This is a genomic window from Pseudomonas sp. URIL14HWK12:I5, assembly GCF_900176445.1.
GTDB lineage: Bacteria > Pseudomonadota > Gammaproteobacteria > Pseudomonadales > Pseudomonadaceae > Aquipseudomonas > Aquipseudomonas monteilii.
Genome location: NZ_FWXQ01000008.1, coordinates 150,769 through 173,698 on the forward strand (window position 1 = coordinate 150,769; position 22,930 = coordinate 173,698).

22 protein-coding genes are annotated in these 22,930 nt (G+C 61.2%); 13 read left to right on the forward strand and 9 right to left on the reverse strand.

Annotated features, from left to right (window positions below; genetic code table 11):
- Positions 1–112 precede the first annotated feature (112 nt).
- From B9A31_RS19215 to hisF, 6 genes are all read left to right on the forward strand, one after another.
- The gene (locus tag B9A31_RS19215) at positions 113–1,774 is read left to right on the forward strand and encodes an OFA family MFS transporter (RefSeq protein WP_027610140.1); all 1,662 of its coding nucleotides are present in this window, start codon (positions 113–115) and stop codon (positions 1,772–1,774) included.
- A gap of 170 nt (positions 1,775–1,944) precedes the next feature.
- Complete coding sequence (gene hisB / locus B9A31_RS19220) at positions 1,945–2,538, forward strand: imidazoleglycerol-phosphate dehydratase HisB (RefSeq protein ID WP_009682881.1); 594 nt, start codon at positions 1,945–1,947, stop codon at positions 2,536–2,538.
- Positions 2,539–3,177 (forward strand): imidazole glycerol phosphate synthase subunit HisH, encoded by a 639-nt coding sequence (gene hisH / locus B9A31_RS19225; RefSeq protein ID WP_016714499.1) that lies wholly within the window; start codon positions 2,539–2,541, stop codon positions 3,175–3,177.
- Positions 3,178–3,438: a DUF2164 domain-containing protein gene (locus tag B9A31_RS19230; RefSeq protein WP_016714500.1), complete on the forward strand. Its 261-nt coding sequence runs from the start codon at positions 3,178–3,180 to the stop codon at positions 3,436–3,438. It abuts the gene before it with no gap.
- 27 nt (positions 3,439–3,465) lie between these two features.
- Positions 3,466–4,203, forward strand: coding sequence for a 1-(5-phosphoribosyl)-5-[(5-phosphoribosylamino)methylideneamino]imidazole-4-carboxamide isomerase (hisA, locus tag B9A31_RS19235; RefSeq protein ID WP_016714501.1), 738 nt, complete (start codon positions 3,466–3,468; stop codon positions 4,201–4,203).
- Positions 4,204–4,213: 10 nt separating this feature from the next.
- Positions 4,214–4,984 (forward strand): imidazole glycerol phosphate synthase subunit HisF, encoded by a 771-nt coding sequence (hisF, locus tag B9A31_RS19240; RefSeq protein WP_003255729.1) that lies wholly within the window; start codon positions 4,214–4,216, stop codon positions 4,982–4,984.
- A gap of 36 nt (positions 4,985–5,020) precedes the next feature.
- On the opposite strand, the gene choV is transcribed toward hisF, so the two are convergent.
- The 3 genes from choV to B9A31_RS19255 form a co-directional block, all read right to left on the reverse strand.
- Entirely contained in the window at positions 5,021–6,199 is a 1,179-nt protein-coding gene (gene choV, locus B9A31_RS19245; RefSeq protein WP_019096862.1) for a choline ABC transporter ATP-binding protein, read from the reverse strand.
- On the reverse strand, positions 6,196–7,044 hold the full coding sequence (gene choW / locus B9A31_RS19250) for a choline ABC transporter permease subunit (protein ID WP_174244689.1): 849 nt from the start codon (positions 7,042–7,044) through the stop codon (positions 6,196–6,198). Before choW ends, choV begins: the two co-directional genes overlap by 4 nt.
- An 81-nt stretch (positions 7,045–7,125) precedes the next feature.
- A complete protein-coding gene (locus B9A31_RS19255; protein ID WP_016714504.1) occupies positions 7,126–8,073 on the reverse strand; it encodes a choline ABC transporter substrate-binding protein in 948 nt (315 codons plus the stop codon).
- Between the two features lie 453 nt (positions 8,074–8,526).
- On the opposite strand from B9A31_RS19255, the gene B9A31_RS19260 reads away from it, so the two are divergent.
- Positions 8,527–9,903 carry an L-serine ammonia-lyase gene (locus B9A31_RS19260; RefSeq protein ID WP_016714505.1) on the forward strand — a complete coding sequence of 459 codons (1,377 nt, stop codon included), beginning with the start codon at positions 8,527–8,529 and terminating at the stop codon, positions 9,901–9,903.
- Positions 9,904–10,396: 493 nt separating this feature from the next.
- The gene (locus B9A31_RS19265; RefSeq protein WP_019096860.1) at positions 10,397–11,503 is read left to right on the forward strand and encodes a choline metabolism transcriptional regulator GbdR; all 1,107 of its coding nucleotides are present in this window, start codon (positions 10,397–10,399) and stop codon (positions 11,501–11,503) included.
- A 120-nt stretch (positions 11,504–11,623) separates the two neighbouring features.
- On the opposite strand, the gene B9A31_RS19270 is transcribed toward B9A31_RS19265, so the two are convergent.
- Entirely contained in the window at positions 11,624–11,881 is a 258-nt protein-coding gene (locus B9A31_RS19270; protein ID WP_012270100.1) for a hypothetical protein, read from the reverse strand.
- Between the two features lie 356 nt (positions 11,882–12,237).
- Here B9A31_RS19270 and B9A31_RS19275 point away from each other — a divergent pair, with 356 nt between their 5' ends.
- On the forward strand, positions 12,238–13,806 hold the full coding sequence (locus B9A31_RS19275; RefSeq protein WP_143512071.1) for a zinc-dependent metalloprotease family protein: 1,569 nt from the start codon (positions 12,238–12,240) through the stop codon (positions 13,804–13,806).
- A 71-nt stretch (positions 13,807–13,877) separates the two neighbouring features.
- On the opposite strand, the gene B9A31_RS19280 is transcribed toward B9A31_RS19275, so the two are convergent.
- From B9A31_RS19280 to choX, 4 genes are all read right to left on the reverse strand, one after another.
- Positions 13,878–14,348, reverse strand: coding sequence for a thioesterase family protein (locus tag B9A31_RS19280; protein ID WP_019096858.1), 471 nt, complete (start codon positions 14,346–14,348; stop codon positions 13,878–13,880).
- Between the two features lie 10 nt (positions 14,349–14,358).
- Positions 14,359–15,324, reverse strand: coding sequence for an L-carnitine dehydrogenase (locus B9A31_RS19285; RefSeq protein ID WP_084297271.1), 966 nt, complete (start codon positions 15,322–15,324; stop codon positions 14,359–14,361).
- 18 nt (positions 15,325–15,342) lie between these two features.
- Complete coding sequence (locus B9A31_RS19290; protein WP_019096856.1) at positions 15,343–16,227, reverse strand: 3-dehydrocarnitine:acetyl-CoA trimethylamine transferase CdhC; 885 nt, start codon at positions 16,225–16,227, stop codon at positions 15,343–15,345.
- A 121-nt stretch (positions 16,228–16,348) separates the two neighbouring features.
- Entirely contained in the window at positions 16,349–17,293 is a 945-nt protein-coding gene (gene choX, locus B9A31_RS19295) for a choline ABC transporter substrate-binding protein (protein WP_019096855.1), read from the reverse strand.
- Between the two features lie 147 nt (positions 17,294–17,440).
- Here choX and B9A31_RS19300 point away from each other — a divergent pair, with 147 nt between their 5' ends.
- The gene (locus B9A31_RS19300; RefSeq protein WP_027615934.1) at positions 17,441–18,385 is read left to right on the forward strand and encodes a GlxA family transcriptional regulator; all 945 of its coding nucleotides are present in this window, start codon (positions 17,441–17,443) and stop codon (positions 18,383–18,385) included.
- 55 nt (positions 18,386–18,440) lie between these two features.
- Here B9A31_RS19300 and B9A31_RS19305 read toward each other — a convergent pair whose 3' ends face one another.
- Entirely contained in the window at positions 18,441–18,842 is a 402-nt protein-coding gene (locus tag B9A31_RS19305) for a lysozyme inhibitor LprI family protein (RefSeq protein WP_019096853.1), read from the reverse strand.
- Positions 18,843–19,127: 285 nt separating this feature from the next.
- Between B9A31_RS19305 and B9A31_RS19310 the strand changes: the two genes are divergently transcribed.
- The 3 genes from B9A31_RS19310 to dgcA all read left to right on the forward strand — a co-directional run bounded on the left by B9A31_RS19310 (position 19,128) and on the right by dgcA (position 22,787).
- Positions 19,128–20,105 carry a dipeptidase gene (locus B9A31_RS19310; RefSeq protein ID WP_003257506.1) on the forward strand — a complete coding sequence of 326 codons (978 nt, stop codon included), beginning with the start codon at positions 19,128–19,130 and terminating at the stop codon, positions 20,103–20,105.
- Between the two features lie 75 nt (positions 20,106–20,180).
- The gene (locus tag B9A31_RS19315; protein ID WP_003255698.1) at positions 20,181–20,711 is read left to right on the forward strand and encodes a DUF5943 domain-containing protein; all 531 of its coding nucleotides are present in this window, start codon (positions 20,181–20,183) and stop codon (positions 20,709–20,711) included.
- A 15-nt stretch (positions 20,712–20,726) separates the two neighbouring features.
- A complete protein-coding gene (dgcA, locus tag B9A31_RS19320; RefSeq protein ID WP_019096852.1) occupies positions 20,727–22,787 on the forward strand; it encodes a dimethylglycine demethylation protein DgcA in 2,061 nt (686 codons plus the stop codon).
- Positions 22,788–22,930 lie beyond the last annotated feature (143 nt).

A 22,930-nucleotide genomic window follows, 5' to 3' on the forward strand; every position in this document is an offset into this window, starting at 1 on the left:
TGACCGTTTCAGCCGGGCAAAAATTAACGATATCAGACTGCTTTCACGCTACTTGGCTCTGCTACCCTTGCGCCGCTTTGCGAGCACCCTCCCTATAAAAAGGATCAGATCCATGACCAGTACCGTCGCAACCGGCTCTGTGGCCAGTGCGCCTGGCTTCCTGTCGAAGGAACGCATCATCGCCCGCCCGGGCTTCAACCGCTGGCTGGTCCCGCCAGCCGCCTTGGCCATTCACCTGTGCATCGGCATGGCCTATGGTTTCTCGGTGTTCTGGTTGCCCCTTTCGCAAGCCCTCGGCATCACCGCTCCTGTCGCCTGTGCAGCGGACATGGGCTTCATGGCCCGTATGTTCAGCGCCGAATGCGACTGGCCGATCTCGATGCTGAGCTGGGTCTACACCCTGTTCTTTGTTTTCCTGGGGTGCTCGGCGGCCGTGCTGGGCGGCTGGCTGGAGCACGCCGGCCCGCGCAAGGCCGGCCTGGTCTCGGCGCTGTGCTGGTGCGGCGGCATGCTGATCTCGGCCATTGGCGTGAAAACCCACCAGCTGTGGCTGATGTGGCTGGGCTCCGGTGTAATCGGCGGTATCGGCCTGGGGCTGGGCTATATCTCCCCCGTGTCGACGCTGATCAAATGGTTCCCTGACAAACGCGGCATGGCCACCGGCATGGCGATCATGGGCTTTGGCGGCGGAGCCATGGTGGGTGCGCCACTGGCCACTGCGCTGATGGGGCACTTTGGCAATGAGCACGAAGTGGGCGTATGGCAGAGCTTCGTCGCCATGGCGGCGATCTACTTTGTGTTCATGACCGCTGGCGCCCTGGCGTACCGCGTGCCGCCGACTGGCTGGAAGCCCGAAGGCTGGGTCGCTCCGGCCAAAAAAGCCGGCAATGCCATGGTCACCGACCGCCATGTGCACGTCAGCGTGGCCTGGAAAACCCCGCAATTCGCCTTGATCTGGCTGGTGCTGTGCCTGAATGTGTCGGCCGGCATCGGCATTCTCGGCATGGCATCGCCACTGCTGCAGGAAGTGTTCGCGGGCAAGTTGCTGGGCAACGAGCTGACGTTCAGTGAGCTGAATGCCGCTCAGTTGGCGCAGATCGCCGCGATTGCTGCCGGCTTTACCGGTCTGTTGAGCCTGTTCAACATCGGCGGGCGGTTCTTCTGGGCGTCGTTCTCCGACTACATCGGCCGAAAGAACACCTACTTCGCCTTCTTCGCCCTGGGTGTGGGTCTGTACAGCCTGGTGCCGAACATGGGGCACCTGGGTAACGTTGCGCTGTTCGTGGCGGCGTTCTGCATCATCCTTTCAATGTATGGCGGTGGTTTTGCCACGGTGCCGGCCTACCTGGCCGACCTGTTCGGTACGCAGATGGTCGGCGCCATTCATGGTCGCCTGCTGACCGCCTGGGCGGCGGCGGGGGTATTGGGGCCTGTATTGATCACCTACCTGCGCGAATACCAACTGGCGGCAGGGGTTGAGCGTGCGGCGGCCTACGACATGACCCTGTACATCCTCGCCGGCCTGCTGGTGCTGGGCTTTATCTGCAACATGCTGGTGCGGCCGGTCGCCGACAAGCACTTCATGAGCGATGCCGAACTGGCTGCCGAGCGAGCGTTGAGCCATGACAAAGGGGCCGACGGTGCGCGTTCGCTGGAGTGGAAAGCCGCACCGGGCAGCCTGCCGCTGGTGCTGCTGGCCTGGGCGGTGGTGGTTGTGCCGTTGGCCTGGGGGGTGTGGGTAACCTTGCAGAAAACTGCGGCGCTGTTTCACTGATCCCGGACATCGGGGTTGCAACGCAGCCCCGATTACTGGCTTGTATAGACTTGTAGCAGCATCCAGCCCTCGTAATTCCACGTTTTGCCATATGTCATCCGCGTTTCAAGCTGGCGCGTTCTGGGCCTATAATGGAGCCCTTTTCGCCCAATGATTTTGCGGAGCTGGTGATGGTCGAACGTAAGGCTTCCGTCGAGCGCAATACCCTGGAAACCCAGGTCAAGTGCTCGATCAACCTCGATGGCAGTGGCAAGGCCCGATTCGATATCGGCGTGCCTTTCCTTGAACACATGCTGGACCAGATCGCCCGCCATGGGCTGATCGATCTGGATATCGAGTGCAAGGGTGACACGCATATCGACGATCACCATACCGTCGAAGACGTCGGTATCACCCTGGGCATGGCATTCGCACAGGCCATCGGTGACAAGAAAGGCATCTTCCGCTACGGCCACGCCTACGTGCCGCTGGACGAAGCACTGTCGCGCGTGGTCATCGACTTCTCCGGCCGCCCAGGCCTGCAGATGCACGTACCTTACACCCGCGCCAGCGTCGGCGGCTTCGATGTCGACCTGTTCCAGGAGTTCTTCCAGGGCTTCGTCAACCACGCCCTGGTCACCCTGCACATCGACAACCTGCGTGGCCACAACACCCACCACCAGATCGAAACCGTGTTCAAGGCTTTCGGCCGCGCGTTGCGCATGGCCGTGACCCTCGACGAGCGCATGGCCGGGCAAATGCCGTCGACCAAAGGGTGCCTGTAAATGCAGACGGTAGCCGTAATCGACTATGGCATGGGCAACCTGCACTCGGTGGCCAAGGCGCTTGAGCACGTCGGCGCCGGCAAGGTGCTGGTCACCAGCGACGCTGCGGTCATCCGTGAAGCTGACCGCGTGGTGTTCCCGGGTGTAGGCGCGATCCGCGACTGCATGGCCGAAATCCGCCGCCTGGGCTTCGACAGCCTGGTGCGTGAAGTGAGCCAGGACCGTCCGTTCCTCGGTATCTGCGTCGGTATGCAGGCATTGCTTGAGCACAGCGAAGAGAACGACGGTGTCGACTGCATCGGCCTGTTCCCTGGCCAGGTGCGCTTCTTCGGCAAAGACCTGAAAGAAGACGGCGAACACCTGAAGGTGCCGCACATGGGCTGGAACGAAGTGGGCCAGACCATCGATCACCCGCTGTGGCACGACATCCCCGACCGCGCGCGCTTCTACTTCGTGCACAGCTACTACATCAATGCCGGCAAGCCGGGCCAGGTGGTCGGTCGTGGCCATTACGGTGTCGATTTCGCCGCTGCGCTGGCCGATGGCTCGCGCTTTGCCGTGCAGTTCCACCCGGAGAAGAGCCATACCCATGGCCTGCAGTTGCTGCAGAACTTCGTCGCCTGGGACGGGCGCTGGTAAATGAGCAGGTCGAAGACCAAGGCCCCGGTCATTACCCTGGCCCCCGAGCAGGAGCGCGATGCGCTCGACACCCTCAAGCGCTTCCTCGAAGACCGTTTCGAGCTGCAGCTGGGGTCGTTCGAGGTGGCCGAGGTCCTCGAGCTGTTCAGCAAAGAAATTGCACCCCATTACTACAACAGGGCGATTGCCGATGTTCAGCTGCACCTCAAGGAGCGGTTCGAGAGCATCGAAAGTGATCTGTGGGCGCTCGAAAAGCCCTGAAACCCCAAGAACAGACAGGTTCCCAAGATGCTGATTATCCCCGCTATCGATCTGAAGGACGGTGCCTGCGTGCGCCTGCGCCAGGGCCGCATGGAAGACTCCACGGTATTTTCCGACGACCCGGTGAGCATGGCCGCCAAGTGGGTCGAGGGTGGCTGCCGCCGCCTGCACCTGGTCGACCTCAACGGCGCCTTCGAAGGCCAGCCGGTCAACGGTGAAGTGGTCACGGCCATCGCCAAGCGCTACCCGACCCTGCCGATCCAGATCGGCGGCGGCATCCGCTCGCTGGAAACCATCGAGCACTACGTCAAGGCTGGCGTCAGCTACGTCATCATCGGCACCAAGGCGGTCAAAGAGCCTGAGTTCGTGGCCGAAGCGTGCAAGGCCTTCCCGGGCAAGGTCATTGTTGGCCTGGATGCCAAAGACGGCTTCGTTGCCACCGATGGCTGGGCCGAAGTCAGCGCGGTACAGGTTATCGACCTGGCCAAGCGTTTCGAGGCGGATGGCGTGTCGTCGATCGTCTACACCGACATCGCCAAGGACGGGATGATGCAGGGCTGCAACGTGCCGTTCACCAAGGCACTGGCCGAAGCCACCCGCATTCCGGTAATCGCCTCGGGCGGCATCCACAACCTGGGGGACATCAAGGCCCTGCTGGACGCCAAGGCCCCCGGCATTATCGGCGCCATCACCGGCCGTGCCATCTACGAAGGCACCCTCGATGTCGCCGAGGCTCAGGCCTTCTGCGACAACTACCAAGGCTGAGGACTGAACCATGGCACTGGCCAAGCGCATCATCCCTTGCCTGGACGTGGACAACGGCCGGGTGGTCAAGGGCGTCAAGTTCGAGAACATCCGTGATGCCGGCGACCCGGTGGAAATCGCCCGTCGCTACGACGAGCAGGGTGCCGACGAAATCACCTTCCTCGACATCACCGCCAGCGTCGATGGCCGCGACACCACCTTGCATACCGTCGAGCGCATGGCCAGCCAAGTGTTCATACCGCTGACCGTGGGCGGTGGCGTGCGCACCGTACAGGACATCCGCAACCTGCTCAATGCCGGTGCCGACAAGGTATCGATCAACACGGCGGCGGTGTTCAACCCGGAGTTCGTGGGCGAGGCGGCGGACCGTTTCGGTTCGCAGTGCATCGTTGTCGCGATCGACGCGAAGAAGGTGTCCGGGCCGGGTGAAGCACCGCGCTGGGAAATCTTCACCCACGGCGGGCGCAAGCCGACCGGGCTGGATGCAGTCGAGTGGGCGAAGAAGATGGAAGGCCTGGGGGCTGGCGAGATCCTGCTGACCAGCATGGACCAGGACGGCATGAAGAACGGCTTTGACCTGGGCGTTACCCGGGCCATCAGCGATGCGCTGGGTATTCCGGTGATTGCTTCGGGTGGTGTGGGTAACCTGCAGCACCTGGCGGACGGCATTCTGGAAGGGCATGCCAGTGCGGTGCTGGCGGCCAGTATCTTCCACTTTGGCGAGTACACGGTGCCTGAGGCCAAGGCTTATATGGCTTCGCGCGGCATCGTCGTTCGCTGATCCAGTGATTGGGGCCGCAACGCGGCCCCAATTGCATCACCCGTGATTCTTGCCGAGTAAAGCGTGGTAAAGCTCGGTATCCCCAAGAATCCCGACCACCCGGTCGTTATCCTGCAACACCAGCTTGTTGCCCGTCTGATAACGAATCTGCAGCGCCTCGCGCATGCCGATGTCGGCGTGCACCACGGTAGGCCTGCGCTGCAGTAGCTCCACATCCTGCCCCGGTGCCCAGTTCTGCATGTCCAGCCCGTTCTGGCCCTGGCGTGCACGCTTCAGCGCGCCACCTTCGCCCAGGTCCAGCCACGAATCGATACCCGGGTCCAGGCACACCGAGCCGTTCACCCGCTTGCAGTCGTCCAGGCTGCGCATCAGGCTGCGGCCACACAGCACGTTCAGCGGGTTGGTGTGGGCAACGAAGGTGCGCACGTACTCGTCGGCCGGGTTGAGCACGATTTCTTCCGGCTTGCTGTACTGGATGATCCGCCCGTCTTTCATGATGGCGATGCGGGTGCCCAGCTTCAGCGCTTCGTCCAGGTCGTGGCTGACGAATACGATGGTCTTGTTCAGCTTGCTCTGCAGGGTAAGCAGTTCGTCCTGCAGGCCTTGGCGGATCAGCGGGTCGAGGGCCGAGAACGGTTCGTCCATCAGCAGGATGTCGGCATCCATCGCCAGCGCCCGGGCCAGGCCCACACGCTGCTGCATGCCGCCAGACAACTCGTCCGGCTTCTTGTTGCGCCATTGGGTCAGGCCCACCAGCTCCAGCTTCTCGTCGACCAGCTTGCGCCGTTCCTTTTCCGGGCGGCCCTGCATTTCCAGGCCAAAGCTGATGTTCTCGCGCACCGTCAGCCAGGGCATCAGGGCGAATTTCTGGAACACCATGGCAATGCGCTTGGTGCGCATCATCTTCAGTTCGGCCGGGGTGCAGTGGGCAATGTCGATGTGCTTGCCTTCGTGCTCGACAAACAGCTTGCCGCGGCTGACGGTGTTCAGGCCGTTGATGCAGCGCAGCAGGCTCGACTTGCCCGAACCGGACAGGCCCATCAGCACGCAGATCTCACCCTTGTTGATGTCCAGGTTGGCCTTTTCGACGCCCACCACCAGGCCGGTCTGCTTGAGGATCTGCTCGCGGGTCTTGCCCTGGTCCAGCAGCGACAGCGCTTCGCGTGGCTTGTTGGAGAAGATGACGTCGACGTCTTCGAAACGAATGATGCTCATGCCTCACCCCTTACCGGCAGTTCCGGTTGCTTGCAGATACGGTCGAGCATGATCGCCAGCAGCACGATCGCCAGGCCCGCTTCGAAGCCCAGGGAGATATCGGCGGTGTTCAGTGCGTTGACCACAGGTTTGCCCAAGCCGTCCGCGCCGACCAGGGCGGCAATCACCACCATCGACAGCGACAGCATGATGCACTGGGTGACGCCGGCAGCGATGCTTGGCATGGCGTGCGGCAGTTCGATACGGGTGAGCAACTGGCGGCGCGAGCAGCCGAACGCTTTACCCGCGTCCATCAGCTCTTGCGGCACGTCGCAGATGCCCAGGTAGGTCAGGCGAATAGGCGCGGCGATGGCGAACACCACGGTAGAGATCAGCCCCGGCACCACGCCCAGGCCGAACAGGGTCAGGGTAGGGATCAGGTAAACGAAGGTCGGCACCGTCTGCATCAGGTCCAGCACCGGGCGCATGGCGGTATAGAACATCGGTTTGTGCGCGGCAAGGATGCCCAGCGGCACGCCGATCACCACGCACACCACCGTGGCGAACGTGACTTGCGCCAAGGTTTCCATGGTTTCCTGCCAGTAACCCAGGTTGAGGATCAGCAGGAACGACAGGGCAACGAACACGGTCAGCGCCCATTTGCGCTGGATCAGGTGCGCCAGGGCGGCGAACAGGGCGATGAGTACGAATGGGTTGAACCAGGTCAGGGCACTGGTGACGCCATGGATCATGAATTCCAGGCCTTGGGCGATAGCATCGAAATAGTTGGCGCCGTTCTGGGTCAACCACTCGACAAATGAGGCGATGTACTGCCCCAGGGGTATTTTCTGATCGATAAGCATGATAGCGAGCTTCCACCTGCATAGATTGAAATCAACCCGGGGCAGGCACGGTCCTGCCCCGAGGTAGCGCTATTGCGAAGTACGTTATTGCGCGAGCTTGGCCTTGGCTGCCTCAAGGCCCGGTTTGCCATCCACGGTGGTTACGCCGGCCAGCCAGGCATCCAGCTTGCCCGGGTTGTCCTTGAGCCATTTCCTGGCGGCGGCATCGGGTTTCATCTTGTCGTCCAGGACATAGCCCATCATGGTGCTTTCATCCTTGAGCTCGAACGACAGGTTCTTCAACAGCTGGCCGACGTTGCTGCACTCCTGCGCATAGCCCTTGCGGGTGTTGGTCAACACGGTCGCCTTGCCGAAGTCGGGGCCGAAGAACTCGTCCCCGCCGGTCAGGTACTGCATCTTGAAGCGGGTGTTCATCGGGTGTGGTTCCCAGCCCAGGAACACCAGCGCCTCGCCGCGCTTCTGTGCGCGGTCGACCTGCGACAGCATGCCGGCCTCGCTCGACTGCACGATCTTGAAACCGGCGTCCTTCAGGCCGAAGGCGTTCTTGTCGATCATGCTCTGGATGGTGCGGTTGCCATCGTTGCCGGGCTCGATGCCGTAGATCTTGCCGTCCAGTTCCTTCTTGAACTTGGCAATGTCGCTGAAATCCTTCAGCCCCTTGTCGTACAGCGCCTGGGGTACCGCCAGGGTGTACTTGGCGTTTTCCAGGTTGGCGCGCACGGTTTCTACTGTGCCAGCGTCGCGGTACTGCTTGATGTCGTTCTCCATGGTCGGCATCCAGTTGCCGAGAAACACGTCCAGGTCCTTGCCGGTGGCCAGCGACTTGTAGGTCACCGGTACCGAGATCATGGTGGTGTGGGTCTTGTAACCCAGTGCTTCAAGCACAACGCTGGTGGTGGCGGTCGTGACCGTGATGTCGGTCCAGCCGACATCGGAGAAACGTACCGTCCGGCACTGTTCGGGCTCGGCGGCCTGGGCCAGCAACGGTGCGGACAGCAACGCAACCAGCAACAGCGAGGGTGAACCTTTCATGGATGGACTCCTGTGATTTTGTCTTCGGGTTCGCGTGGGTCGCCGGGCTTTCTCAGGGTCCGGTCGACCAGGCCTGCAGAGGGCAGGATGCGTGGCCGTGCTTTACGAGTCGCTTTCGATAATCCTCCAGCGCCGGGCAATCGCCTACTGGTGGGGTCGTAACCAGTACGGAACGGGTCGTATCCAGTATGGGCGATGTCGCTTATGGATTTTTCCACCCCCTCAGCCGCATTTTTACGTCACCAGGCCGCCGGAAAACGGCGAGGTGAGCGCTGCTCTCCCTGTAAAAAACGCGCGGCGCTGCTGGACAAAAGTACGTCGGTTGCAGACGGCGAGGGTGGCGGTAAAAGCCCGATGATGCTGGCATTCAAGGCGGCCCGCTGTTTGAGCCTAGCAGCTGCCCCGCCCTGCGCATGGCGCGCAGAGACAAGCCCATCAAGAGGTGATTCGACAATGGCCATCAGCGTGTTCGACCTGTTCAAGATCGGTGTCGGGCCTTCCAGCTCCCACACCGTCGGCCCCATGCGTGCTGGCGCCTTGTTCGTCCAGGGCCTGCGCGAGCGCGGCGAGCTGGAGCGTGTCAAGCGGATCGAAGTGCGCCTGTACGGCTCGCTGTCGGCCACCGGTATCGGGCATGGCACCGACAACGCCACCATCATGGGCCTGATGGGCGAATGGCCTGACGCCATCGACCCCACCCAGATCGTGCCGCGTATCGCCGACCTGCGTGAAACCAACACCCTGCAGCTTGATAGCCGCCTGCCCATCGAGTTTGTCTGGGCTCGCGACATGCTGCTGCTGGACGAGAACCTGCCGTACCACCCCAACGCCATGACCTTGATTGCCGAAGGCGAGCAGGGCGAGCTGCACCGCGATACCTATTACTCGGTGGGTGGCGGCTTCGTGGTCGATGCCGCCCAGGCCGCCAGTGGCGTGCTGGACGCCGACCAGACGGTGCTGCCGTACGATTTCAACAGCGCCGCCGAGCTGCTGCGCCTGTGCAAGCAAAACGACCTCAGCGTGTCGCAATTGATGATGGCCAACGAGAAGGTCTGGCGCAGTGAGGAAGAGATCCGTGCCGGCCTGCACAAGCTCTGGGAAGCCATGCAGGAATGCGTCAACAACGGCCTCAAATACGAAGGCACGCTGCCCGGCGGGCTGAACGTGCGCCGCCGCGCCGCCAAGCTGCACCGCAGCCTGCAGGAAGTCGGCAAGCCCAATGTGATCGGCTCGACCATGAGCGCCATGGAGTGGGTCAACCTGTTCGCTCTGGCGGTCAATGAAGAAAACGCCGCCGGCGGGCGCATGGTCACCGCACCTACCAATGGCGCGGCCGGCATTATCCCGGCAGTGTTGCATTACTACATGCGCTTCAGCGACGCGGTAAACGAGTCCAACGTGGTGGAGTACTTCCTCGCGGCGGCCGCTGTGGGCATCTTGTGCAAGAAGAACGCGTCGATTTCCGGTGCCGAAGTGGGTTGCCAGGGCGAGGTTGGCTCCGCTTGCGCCATGGCCGCTGCTGGCTTGGCCGAAGTGCTTGGAGCCACCCCGCCACAGGTGGAAAACGCCGCTGAAATCGCCCTGGAGCACAACCTTGGCCTGACCTGCGACCCGGTCGGCGGGTTGGTGCAGGTGCCGTGCATCGAGCGCAACGCGATTGCGGCGGTAAAAGCCATCAACGCGGTGCAGATGGCCCTGCGCGGTGACGGCGAACACTTCATCTCCCTCGACCAGGTGATCCGCACCATGCGTGATACCGGGGCCGACATGCACGACAAGTACAAAGAGACCTCGCGCGGTGGGCTGGCGGTCAGCGCCATCGAATGCTGATTGCTTGATCCGCCCTCAGGGGGCTCTTCGCGGGCACGCCAGCTCCTAAAGGAATTGCACAGTTCCTGAGGGAGCGGGCGTGCCCGCGAAGAGGCCCTTGAGGCTGATACAGGTGCAACTTGATCACCTATGCTCCCTAATGGTGCAAGCGGCGCATACCGATCGTCGGGTGTCGTTATCAGTGCCTGGATTGTCGGTGACACTCAAGAGTGTCGTTTCTGGGCAACTTACACTGCGCGTGTCACCAAACTGCTCAGCCGTTACACGCACGGCGCCTAGCACGCCCATTTGCGAACACCCAGCCAACTCGACCAAAGCACCTGATTTGCCGAACAAAGGCGTCGTTTTCAGGTTTTTTTGGACAGCCGTTCAATTTCAGGCACGGCGTTTGCGTTGAGATTGGCAACCAAGCCCCAGCACATGAACCGGGGCCATAACAAGAAATCAGTGCCCGCCTGAGGCACACCCTGCATTTGTGTGAGGAGAAATCGCGATGACGTCGTACACCTCCGGGAACCCAACCCAGAACCGCACAACACCCCAGTCCATCGGGTTTCTTCTATTGGACAATTTCACCCTGATTTCCCTGGCATCAGCCGTTGAGCCGCTGCGTATGGCCAACCAGCTGTCCGGCCGAGAGCTTTACCGCTGGCATACCCTGACCGTCGACGGCGGCCAGGTGTGGGCCAGCGATGGCTTGCAGATCACTCCGGATGCTGCAATCAACAATGCACCGCCCATCGACACCGTGATTGTCTGCGGGGGGGTTGGTATTCAGCGTTCGGTCACCCGTGAGCACGTTACCTGGCTGCAAGCTCAGGCTCGCCAGTCGCGCCGTCTTGGTGCGGTGTGCACCGGCAGCTGGGCACTGGCCTGTGCCGGTCTGCTCGACGGCTTCGATTGCAGCGTGCACTGGGAGTGCCTGGCGGCAATGCAGGAAGCCTTCCCACGGGTGAACATGAGCACCCGCCTGTTCACCCTCGACCGCAACCGCTTCACCAGCTCTGGCGGTACCGCGCCGCTGGACATGATGTTGCACCTGATCAGCCGCGACCATGGCCGTGAACTGTCGGCGGCGATTTCCGAGATGTTCGTCTACGAGCGCATCCGCAACGAACAGGATCATCAGCGCGTGCCGCTCAAGCACATGCTCGGCACCAATCAGCCGAAGCTGCAGGAAATCGTCGCGCTCATGGAGGCCAACCTCGAAGAGCCGATCGACCTGGACGAACTGGCGGTATACGTGTCGGTTTCGCGTCGGCAGCTTGAGCGTTTGTTCCAGAAGTACCTGCATTGCTCGCCATCGCGCTACTACCTGAAACTGCGCCTGATTCGTGCACGGCAGTTGCTCAAGCAAACGCCGATGTCGATCATCGAGGTGGCGTCGGTATGCGGGTTTGTGTCCACGCCACACTTCTCCAAGTGCTACCGCGAGTACTTCGGCATTCCGCCGCGTGACGAGCGTGTGGGCTCCAACACTGCGCAGCAGGTGGCGATGATGCCGATCCCGCAGGCCATGACCCTGTCGCCGCACAGTGGGCCTATGGCCGCTCTGAGCCAGGCGCGCAACGAGTCGACGTTTGCCAGTGTAAGGCTCTGAAACAGCGCGGGCCCCTTCGCAGGCAAGCCCGCTCCCACAGGTATCGCACCGCTTTTGAATCCGGTGCAGTACCTGTGGGAGCGGGCTTGACCGCGAAGAGGCCAGTACAGGAAAAATCAGTTAAGCGCGTTTGTTGAATTGCGCCAGCGCGGGTAACAGCTGTTTGTCGATCGCCTGGCGTACCGCCGGCAGGATGGTCGCGCTACCTGTATACATCTGCTCCACCATCCCCTTCAGCGCCCGCGCATTAGGCTCGGTCAGCCCTCGCACCACGGCTTCGCAAGCCTGTTCGGCACTGGCCCCGGCGGGAATCTCGAACCCGCGTGCGCGCAGGTGGCCGGCGAGGTCGTCCTGATCAATCAAATCCGCATGCATCATGGCTGTTGTCCCTTTTATCGCTAAGAGAGTGCTGCTGTGATTTACGACTGATTCTGTGTCTACAGCGACACGCCCGCAACACCAGATTGTCGCCATGACTGCTTTGGCTAAGAACAGGTCGTTTACGGCTAAATCCCCTAACTAGCAAGTCCGCACACTGCAGCCATTCACGGTACCAGAGGGTTTGGTCACCCTCACTCATGCACAGTGGATGTTGCTCGCTCTTGGCCCCGCTGGCTCACGGCTTTGCGGGGTTTTTTTATGCTCTACACCGAATAACTAGCATTTTTGATAGCTGACGTGATACGCGCGCTCTGTTCTTCTACGCCCTGTGGATTTCCATAGGAGCGATCAGTGTGAAAAAAATTAACTGGATGAATGTATTCGCGATTGTGGGCTTGACGCTGTTGTCAGCCTGCTCTTCCTCGACAGGGCCTGTCAGCACAACGGTCAGCACTGCCGCCCAACTCTTTAGCCTCCAACCAACCCAAGACCGCGCGACGCTTCAGCAGACGGCGCAGGGTTATCTCGCGACGCTGCTGGCTGATCCGGCCAACGCAGAAGTCACGTTTATTAAAATGGATCCCGCAGTGGTCAGTAAGCAGATGCAGGTCTTGGCGGTGACATTGCCTGATGGAAAAACGGCGCAGTTTCATCTTCGCGAATACAACACCATCACTCCGGGAATCGAAGGCTGGGTGGGTTACAAACCATCGGCCTGGAAACAGACCCATGCATCGTCCGCTTCGGAAATCGACAGTGACCCATTTTTCTATCTTTCGCTCGCGCGTAGCGGAGAAAATATTGTGGGCAGTGTGGTGGTCGAAGGGCAGACCTACCGGGTGCAGACCCTCAGCCCTGGGCAGTATGTTTTAATTAAAATCGACGAGTCTAAATTGCCCCCCGATGGGGCGCCTGTTCAGTCCGCTAAAGTAGTTGCGTCTGATCTTCCGACAGCGACGACGTCGCACGCAGCGAGTAGTGTTATTCGTTTGCTCTTCGTGACAACGAACCAGGTAAGGGCCCAGCGACCTCTTAATAGACTCGAACTGGCAATTGCATTGAATGACGCGAATAGTCTCATGGCCAGCAGTGGTGTCGCCATTAGGTTTGAATTGGCAGGTATTTATGATGCCGATTATAATCAGCCGAGTGATTACTGGCAGCAAGCTGTGGACCTGATGAGTAATCAGCAGGTCATGCAGCAGCGGGATGCCCTACGGGCGGATATGGTCTCAATCTACTCTACTAATCCGGGGGTTTGCGGGCAGGCTAGACTCACCGCGAAAAAGTCAGATGCTTTTTCAATTATCAGTTGCCCCAACGCTTTGGGGCATGAGTTAGGACACAATTTAGGGGCTATGCACCATCATAGCGAACCAGCAAATGTCCCTGATTACGCGTACGGTTACAAAGATGAAGTTGGTAAATTTCATACCCAAATGACAACTCCCTTTGGTGCTGTGCACTACTTCTCCAATCCTCGACTTAGCTACCAGGGGCGCCCTCTAGGGGACGTCGATTTCAGTGATGTCGCTCGTCGCTTCAACGAACGCAGAGAAACAGTAGCGGCGTTCTATCCTGACCCACAACCAAAACTGATTTTGACACTTCGCGGTCAGAATCGCAGTTGTACCATTGACTTGTCTCTTGGAGCCAATGTGCAATTGTCTTGGTATCTACAATGTAAAGATCCCCAGCCTTTCAACCCGGAATCCGCAGTCGTCTCAGGTTTATACGGCGCAAACACTCAGCGCAAGCTGTGTTTCGCGAATACGCTGTACACGACTAACAGTTGTTATTCCGGATTTCACAACGGAAGTGAATTTACTATCAAGAATATCCATCAGGGCACCGGTCGCCCTAATACTCTGGAGTTCAGCCGTCGTCTAATGGGGGCGGTGACGAGGATCACTTACGATTGAATAGAGGCATGATCTTGTCGACGAGCCAAGTGGTACGGCCTGATAGTGATTCACCACTTGGCCCGGGCTGATCAGCCGGGTAGCCCAATGACCCGTCCTGTATGCTCGGGTTTCTTCCAATCCTGACTCTGTGCAAGCAGTGCTTGCAGTGCTTGCACAGTAGGTTCCCCGAGCGGAGCAGACTTCGGCCCCGTCAGGTCCACATGCAGGAGCATCTGCTCGCTCGCCGCCAACGCGTCATCGAACCCCGCCCTATGCAGGCTGTGATACAGGTGCACGCGCTTGCCATCAAAGCCGATGATCTGCGTCTGCACCCACACCTCAGTGCCGAGCTTCACCTCGTGCAGGTAGTTGATGTGCGCTTCGAGGGTGAACAGTGAATGCCCGCTCTGCCCACGGCTGTCGGCATCCAGGCCGATGCGCTCCATTAGCGCATCCGTGGCATAACTGAAAATCAGCAGGTAATAGGCATCGCGCAGATGCCCGTTGTAGTCCACCCAGTCCTCCTGGACTGGGGTGCGGTAGGTGATCAGTGCGGGCATTGCAGTCTCCTCAATCGCCAAAGGCCATGCCGTGGTTGGCTTTGCTGGTCTTCACCGCTTCCAGTACGGCCAGCAGGGTGTCATCACGATAGCGCTCCAGCGCGGCGATGCTGCGTTCGCCCAGTTGCGCCGAGGTGCCGTTCACCACATCGTCGATCAGTTTGTCGGTCAGCTCCGGTGCCGGCAGGTAGGTCCAGGGCAGTTTCAGGGCTGGGCCGAATTGCGACATGAAGTGGCGCATGCCGGCGTCGCCACCGGCCAGGGTGTAGGTGAGGAAGGTGCCCATGAACGACCAGCGCAGGCCGGCGCCAAAGCGGATGGCATCGTCGATCTCGCCGGTGGTCGCCACACCGTCGTTGACCAGGTGCAGGGCCTCGCGCCACAGCGCTTCGAGCAGGCGGTCGGCGATGAAGCCGGGGACTTCCTTGCGCACATGTAGCGGGCGCATGCCGAGTGCTGTGTAGATGGATTTTGCGGCTTCGACCGCTTCAGGCGAAGTCCGGTTGCCACCGACGATCTCGACCAGCGGCAACAGGTACACCGGGTTGAACGGGTGGCCTACCACGCAGCGTTCGGGGTGGGTGGCAGACTCGTAGAACTCGCTGGGCAGCAGGCCTGAAGTACTGGAGCCAATGATGGCCTCAGGTTTTGCAGCAGCGCTGATCTTCGCGTGCAGGTCGAGCTTGAGGTCCAGCCGCTCTGGCGCGCTTTCCTGGATGAAATCGGCGTCGCGTACGCATTCTTCGATAGTGGCGACGAACTTCAGGCGGTCTTGCGACGCCCCTGCCGCCAGGCCCTGCTTCTCAAGCGCTGGCCAGGCATTTGCAATACGCTTGCGCAGTGCCTGCTCGGCGCCAGGCGCCGGGTCCCAGGCGACCACGTCCAGGCCGTGGGCGAGGGCGCGGGCGACCCAGCCGCTGCCGATCACGCCGCTACCCAGGGCGGCGAATGTCTTGATCTCGGTAATGAAGGTCATGTTGGTCTCCTGAAAGGATCAGCGGCGCTTGAGGTTCATTTTTTCCCGGCCCTCGGCCGGGGTCAGTACGCGGGCGCCGAGGCGCGAGATGATCTCCACCGCACGCTCGACCAGTTGGCCATTGCTGGCCAGCACGCCACGGTCCAGGTACAGGTTGTCTTCAAGGCCCACGCGCACGTTGCCGCCCAGCAGCACGGCTTGCGCCGCCATTGGCATCTGCATGCGGCCGATGCCGAAACCGGCCCAGGTAACGTTGGCGGGCAGGTTGTCGACCATGGCTTTCATGGTGGTAGTGTCGGCCGGCGCGCCCCACGGGATGCCGAGGCACAGCTGGAACAGGGGGTCTTCAAGCAGGCCTTCTTTCATCATCTGCTTGGCGAACCACAGGTGGCCGGTGTCGAAGATTTCCAGTTCGGCTTTCACGCCCAGTTCGGTGATGCGTTTTGCGCCAGCGCGCAGTTGCGCCGGGGTGGAAACGTAGATCGAGTTGCCGTCGCCGAAGTTGAGCGTGCCGCAGTCGAGGGTGCAGATTTCCGGCAGCAGGGCTTCGACGTGGGCCAGGCGTTCCAGTGGGCCGATCAGGTCGGTGCCTTGGCCGAACTCCAGCGGCGTTTCACCGGGGCCGATTTCCAGGTCGCCACCCATGCCGGCGGTAAGGTTGACGATGATGTCTACGTCGGCTTCGCGGATGCGTTCCATGACTTCGCGGTACAGCGCCACGTCGCGGCTGAAACGGCCGGTTTGCGGGTCGCGGACGTGGCAGTGGACGACGGTGGCACCGGCTTTGGCAGCCTCTACGGCGGCTTCGGCGATCTGTTTGGGGGTGACCGGGACCAGGTGGCTTTTCGAGGCGGTGTCGCCGGCGCCGGTGAGGGCGCAGGTGATGATGACGTCGTGGTTCATGGTGTGTTCCTTGTGTGGGCTTCAGGGCCTGATCGCGAGCAAGCTCGCTCCTACAGGGGGCCTGTTGGCCCCTGGCGTGTGCGAAACCTGTAGGAGCGAGCGTGCTCGCGATAGGGCCGGATCAGTTGGCGGTAAGCTTGAGGTTGTCTGCAGCCGGCTTGCCATCGAAGGTGGTCACACCTTCCAGCCAGCGAGCCTTGTCCTCGGGGTGGTCTTTCAGCCACTGGCGGGCCGACTCCAGCGCGTCCTTGTGGTCGAGCAGCGGCTGCATCATGCGGCTCTCGTCCTCGGCGCTGAAGTTCAGGTTGGCCAGCAAGCGGTGGGCGTTGGGGCAGCGTTCGGCGTAGTCCGGCGCGGTCACCGTCCATACCGTCGCGCGGCCTTCGTCCGGGCCGAGCGCACCCTGGCTATCACCCAGGTAGGCCATGTCGATGTTCACGTTCATCGGGTGCGGCGCCCAGCCGAAGAACACCACCGCCTCCTTGCGCCGCACGGCGCGGTCGACAGCGGCGAGCATGCCGGCCTCGCTGGACTCGACCAGCTGGAACTTGCCCAGGTCGAACTGGTTCTTGGTGATCATTGCCTTGATCTGGGTGTTGGCGCCGGAGCCCGGTTCGATGCCATAGATCTTGCCGCCCAGCTCTTTCTCGAACTTATGGATGTCGGCGAAGGTCTTCAAACCCTTGTCGTAGAGGTATTTCGGCACGGCCAGGGTGGCGCGGGCGTCTTCCAGGCTTGGCTTGTCCAGTACCTTGACCTGGTTGGCGTCGATGAACGGGGTGATGGTCTGGGTCATGATTGGGTTCCAGTAACCCAGGAACATGTCCAGGCGTTTGTCGCGGATGCCGGCGAAGATGATCTGCTGCGAGGCGCTGGTCTGTTTGGTCTGGTAACCCAGGCCGTCGAGCAGCACCTGGGCCATGGCGCTGGTGGCAATGACGTCGGTCCAGTTGACCACGCCCAGGCGGACGTTCTTGCAGGCCGCAGGTTCGGCGGCGTAAAGGGGGGAGGTGGCGATGCTGCTCAGGGCAAGGGTCAACAGGCTGCGGCGGATCAAGCTGTGCATGGTGGCTCTCCATCGGCAGTGCATATTGTTATGGGGTTTCGACCTCTCTGGGCCGTGTGAACACGCTACGCTGCTGAAGGGGTGAAAAATCGCACCCTGGCGACCAACATTTGCACGGAGGCGACCACCTTTGCCGTGGAGCATGCAATGCTGCAAAACTTTCATTTCCTGCTGTTACCCGGCTTTTCGGCCATGGGATTCATCAGTGCTCTGGAACCCCTGCGGGTGGCCAACCGCTTCAAGGGGCCGTTGTATCGCTGGCAGGTGTTGAGCCTGGATGGCGGCGCGGTTCAGGCGAGCAATGGCATGTCGGTGAATGCCGATGCAGCGTTGGCAGCGGGCGAGCCTGCCGGCATCATGCTGATCGTGGCAGGCTTCGACCCCCTGGCTTGCTATGGGCCGACACTACAGCAGGCGCTACGCCGCCTGGACCATGACGGGGTAACCCTGGGCGGTATTGATACCGGCGCCGTGGTGCTGGCTGAAGCCGGGCTGCTCGACGGTCACCGCGCCACCGTGCACTGGGAGGCGTTGGAGGCTTTCAAGGAAAACTATCCAAGCTTGCAGGCGACCCAGGAGTTGTTCGAGATCGACCGTCGGCGCATTACGTGTGCTGGCGGTACGGCCTCGATCGACCTGATGCTCGATCTGATTGCCCAGGCCCACGGCAGTGAGCTGGCAGTGCAGGTGTCGGAGCAGTTCGTGCTCGGGCGTATCCGTCAGCGACAGGACCACCAGCGCATGCAGATCGCCAGCCGCTATGGCATCAGCAACAAGAAGCTGGTGAAAGTGATTGGTGAAATGGAGCGCAACACCGAACAGCCGCTCAATACCCAGGTGCTGGCTGAGGCGGTGCAGGTGACCCGGCGGCAGCTGGAGCGGTTGTTTCGCGTGCACCTGGACGACACGCCAAGCGGGTTCTATCTGCGACTGCGGCTGGACAAGGCGCGGCAGTTGTTGCGCCAGACCGACATGAGTGTGCTGGAGGTGGGGGTGGCGTGCGGGTTCGAGTCTGCTTCGTACTTTACGCGCTGCTATCGGGCGCGGTACCAGCGTTGCCCGCGGGAGGACAGGTTGGCCAGGGCGGTGTGAATTTTGCCTGCACCGGCCTCTTCTCGGGTAAACCCGCGAAGAGGCCGGTGCAGGCTTACTGCTGACCAATGCTCTGCAAATACTCCGACCGGTCATCACTGCGCTGCGCCACGCAGGTGTCCCAAGCCGCCTGAAACGCCTTGCTCCCGGGCTTCTCGGCATAGGTCTCAACCTTGCAATCCGCATCGCGCAGCTGTGTCCACAGCTTCTCGGCCGCATCCATACGCCCGACCAGCGCGGTAGCCTGGTCGCCCTCATCGGCATATTGGTCGCGAATACGCTGGATCAAGTCATCGTAAGCGGACTTCAGCTCACGCTCGGCAGTCTGCTTGTTGAACGCAGCGCACGCGTAGGTCTGCTGGTCGGTCTCGACGTTGTCGCACGGGGTGCTTTCTTCCTCGCCGGCCTGGGCGCCCGATACGACAGCCAGCAGTACCAGCCATGCCAATGATTTCATCCGTTTTCTCCTCAACAGGCTGACGAATCGCAGGGATTCTCGCTCAGCCGAAGGCAAGGCGGTAGCTCTCTGACGAAATGTTCATAAAACGGCCAGAAACGTCGTTATCGAGACTGTCTCTCATCGCCACGCCGCATGCCAGAGGGCGTGTTGTCGCGCATTGACGCTTTCGGCAAACCCCCTGTCGTTTTTGCATCGGGGCGTCATTGGGCACAGGCATATGCTGGCCCCAAAGCGCCGGCAGAAGGTTTGGCGCAGCCCAACTCAATAAAAGGGGACAGCCTGATGAGCCCAGCCGAACTTCACGCCGACAGCATCGTCATCGACGGCCTGATCATTGCCAAGTGGAACCGCGAGCTGTTCGAAGACATGCGCAAAGGCGGGCTGACTGCGGCCAACTGCACGGTGTCGGTCTGGGAAGGCTTCAAGGCAACCGTCGACAACATCGCTGCCAGCCAGAAGCTGATCCGCGACAACAGCGACCTGGTGATGCCGGTGCGCACCACCGCCGACATCCGCAAGGCCAAGGAACTGGGCAAGACCGGCATCCTCTTCGGCTTCCAGAACGCCCATGCCTTCGAAGACCAGATCGCCTACGTGGATGTGTTCAAGCAGCTGGGCGTGGGCATCGTGCAGATGTGCTACAACACCCAGAACCTGGTGGGCACCGGTTGCTACGAGCGTGACGGCGGCCTGTCGGGCTTCGGCCGCGAGATCGTGGCGGAAATGAACCGCGTCGGCATCATGTGCGACCTGTCCCACGTGGGTTCCAAAACCTCTGAAGAAGTCATCCTCGAATCGAAAAAGCCCGTGTGCTACTCCCACTGCCTGCCCTCGGGCCTGAAGGAGCACCCGCGCAACAAGTCGGACGAAGAGCTGAAGTTCATCGCCGACCACGGCGGCTTCGTTGGCGTGACCATGTTCGCGCCGTTCCTGGCCAAGGGCATCGACTCCACCATCGACGACTATGCCGAAGCCATCGAGTACACCATGAACATCGTGGGTGAAGACGCCATCGGTATCGGTACCGACTTCACCCAAGGCCACGGCCAGGACTTCTTCGAGTACCTGACCCACGACAAGGGCTACGCCCGTCGCCTGACCAACTTCGGCAAGATCATCAACCCGCTCGGCATCCGCACTGTCGGCGAGTTCCCCAACCTCACCGAAACCCTGCTCAAACGCGGCCACTCCGAGCGCGTGGTACGCAAGATCATGGGCGAGAACTGGGTCAACGTCCTCAAGGACGTCTGGGGCGAGTAAGCCGCTCTCCAAGCCTGATAGCCCCTGCCAGCAACGCCGGGGCACCCACAAAAAATTTTATGGAGTTGAGTTTCCATGGCCAAGATCGCCCCGCAATTGCCAATCGAAGTCGACAGCGAGACCGGTGTCTGGACCAGCGACGCCTTGCCGATGCTGTACGTGCCGCGCCATTTCTTCGTCAACAACCACATGGGTATCGAAGAAGTGCTGGGCGCCGATGCCTATGCCGAAATCCTCTACAAGGCCGGCTACAAGTCCGCCTGGCACTGGTGTGAAAAAGAAGCTGAATGCCATGGCCTGGAAGGCGTGGCGGTGTTCGAGCACTACATGAAGCGCCTGAGCCAGCGTGGCTGGGGCCTGTTCGAAATCCAGGACATCGACCTGGATAAAGGCACCTGCAGTGTCAAGCTCAAGCACTCTGCGTTCGTGTACGTCTATGGCAAGTGCGGTCGCAAGGTCGACTACATGTTCACCGGCTGGTTCGCCGGCGCCATGGACCAGATTCTCGCTGCCCGCGGCAGCAAGATCCGCACCGTGGCCGAACAGGTCTACGGCGGGTCGGAAGAAGGCCACGAAGATGGCCTGTTCGTTACAAAGCCGTTGTAAGCCGGAGATAGCGTCATGGCATTCGAAGCAATGTTCCAGCCGATCCAGATCGGCAAACTGACCATCCGCAACCGCGTGCTCAGCACCGCGCACGCCGAGGTCTACGCCACTGACGGCGGCATGACGACCGACCGCTACGTGAAGTACTACGAAGAAAAGGCCAAGGGCGGCATCGGCCTGGCGATCTGCGGTGGTTCGTCCGTCGTGGCCATCGACAGCCCGCAGGAATGGTGGGCGTCGGTCAACCTGTCGACCGACCGCATCATCCCGCACTTCCAGAACCTGGCCGACGCCATGCACAAGCATGGCGCCAAGATCATGATCCAGATTACCCACATGGGCCGTCGCTCGCGTTGGGACGGCTTCAACTGGCCGACCCTGATGTCGCCGTCGGGTATCCGTGAACCCGTGCACCGCGCCACCTGCAAAACCATCGAGGTGGAAGAGATCTGGCGGGTGATCGGCAACTACGCGCAAGCGGCACGTCGCGCCAAAGAGGGCGGCCTGGACGGCGTGGAACTGTCGGCGGTGCACCAGCACATGATCGACCAGTTCTGGAGCCCACGGGTCAACAAGCGTACCGACGAATGGGGCGGCACCTTCGAAGGCCGCATGAAGTTCGGCCTGGAAGTGCTCAAAGCCGTGCGTGCCGAGGTCGGTGACGACTTCTGCGTGGGCATGCGTATCTGCGGTGACGAGTTCCACCCCGATGGCCTCAGCCACGAAGACATGAAGCAGATCGCCGCGTACTACGACGCCACCGGCATGCTCGACTTCATCGGCGTGGTCGGCTCGGGTTGCGACACCCACAACACCTTGGCCAACGTTATCCCCAACATGAGCTACCCGCCGGAGCCGTTCCTGCACCTGGCGGCCGGCATCAAGGAAGTGGTCAAGGTCCCGGTGCTGCACGCGCAGAATATCAAGGACCCGAACCAGGCAACGCGCATCCTTGAAGGCGGTTATGTGGACATGGTCGGCATGACCCGTGCGCACATGGCCGACCCGCACCTGATCGCCAAGATCAAGATGGGCCAGATTGACCAGATCAAGCAGTGCGTCGGTGCCAACTACTGCATCGACCGCCAGTACCAGGGCCTGGATGTACTGTGCATCCAGAACGCCGCGACCTCCCGTGAATACATGGGCGTGCCGCACATCATCGAGAAAACCACCGGCGTGAAGCGCAAGGTGGTGGTGGTTGGCGCTGGCCCTGCCGGTATGGAAGCTGCCCGCGTAGCGGCCGAACGTGGCCACGACGTGACCCTGTTCGAGAAGAAAGACCAGATTGGCGGGCAGATCACCATCGCCGCCAAGGCACCGCAGCGTGATCAGATTGCCGGTATCACCCGCTGGTACCAGTTGGAGCTGGCGCGTTTGAAAGTCGACCTGCGCCTGGGCACCGCCGCTGACGTTGCCACCATCCAGGACCTGCGCCCGGACGTGATCGTGCTGGCAGTGGGCGGCCATTCGTTCCTGGAGCAGAACGAGCACTGGGGCGCCGCAGAAGGGCTGGTGGTCAGCAGCTGGGACGTGCTCGACGGCAAGGTTGCGCCGGGCAAGAACGTGCTGGTGTACGACACCATCTGCGAGTTCACCGGCATGTCGGTGGCCGACTTCATTGCGGACAAGGGCAGCCAGGTGGAAATCGTCACCGACGACATCAAGCCGGGCGTTGCCATGGGCGGTACTACGTTCCCGACCTACTACCGCAGCATGTACCCCAAAGAAGTGATCATGACCGGCGACATGATGCTGGAAAAGGTCTACCGCGAAGGCGACAAGCTGGTGGCGGTGCTGGAGAACGAATACACCGGCGCCAAGGAAGAGCGCGTGGTCGACCAGGTGGTGGTGGAGAACGGCGTGCGCCCTGACGAGCAGCTGTATTACGCCCTGAAGGAAGGTTCGCGCAACAAAGGCCAGATCGACGTGGAGGCGCTGTTCGCCATCAAGCCACAGCCGATTCTCAGCCAGCCGGGCGAAGGCTACCTGCTGTATCGCATCGGCGACTGCGTGGCCCAGCGCAACGTGCATGCGGCGATCTACGACGCCTTGCGCCTGTGCAAGGACTTCTGATCGCTCCGCCTCTCTAGAGGCGGGATTGGCCCCCCTGTAGGAGCGAGCGTAGCTCGCGATGGCGTCAGCCTTGGCACCGGGTTGTCTGATCGGGCGCTATCGCGAGCTTCGCTCGCTCCTACAGGGGTCCGCGTTGGCCTTCA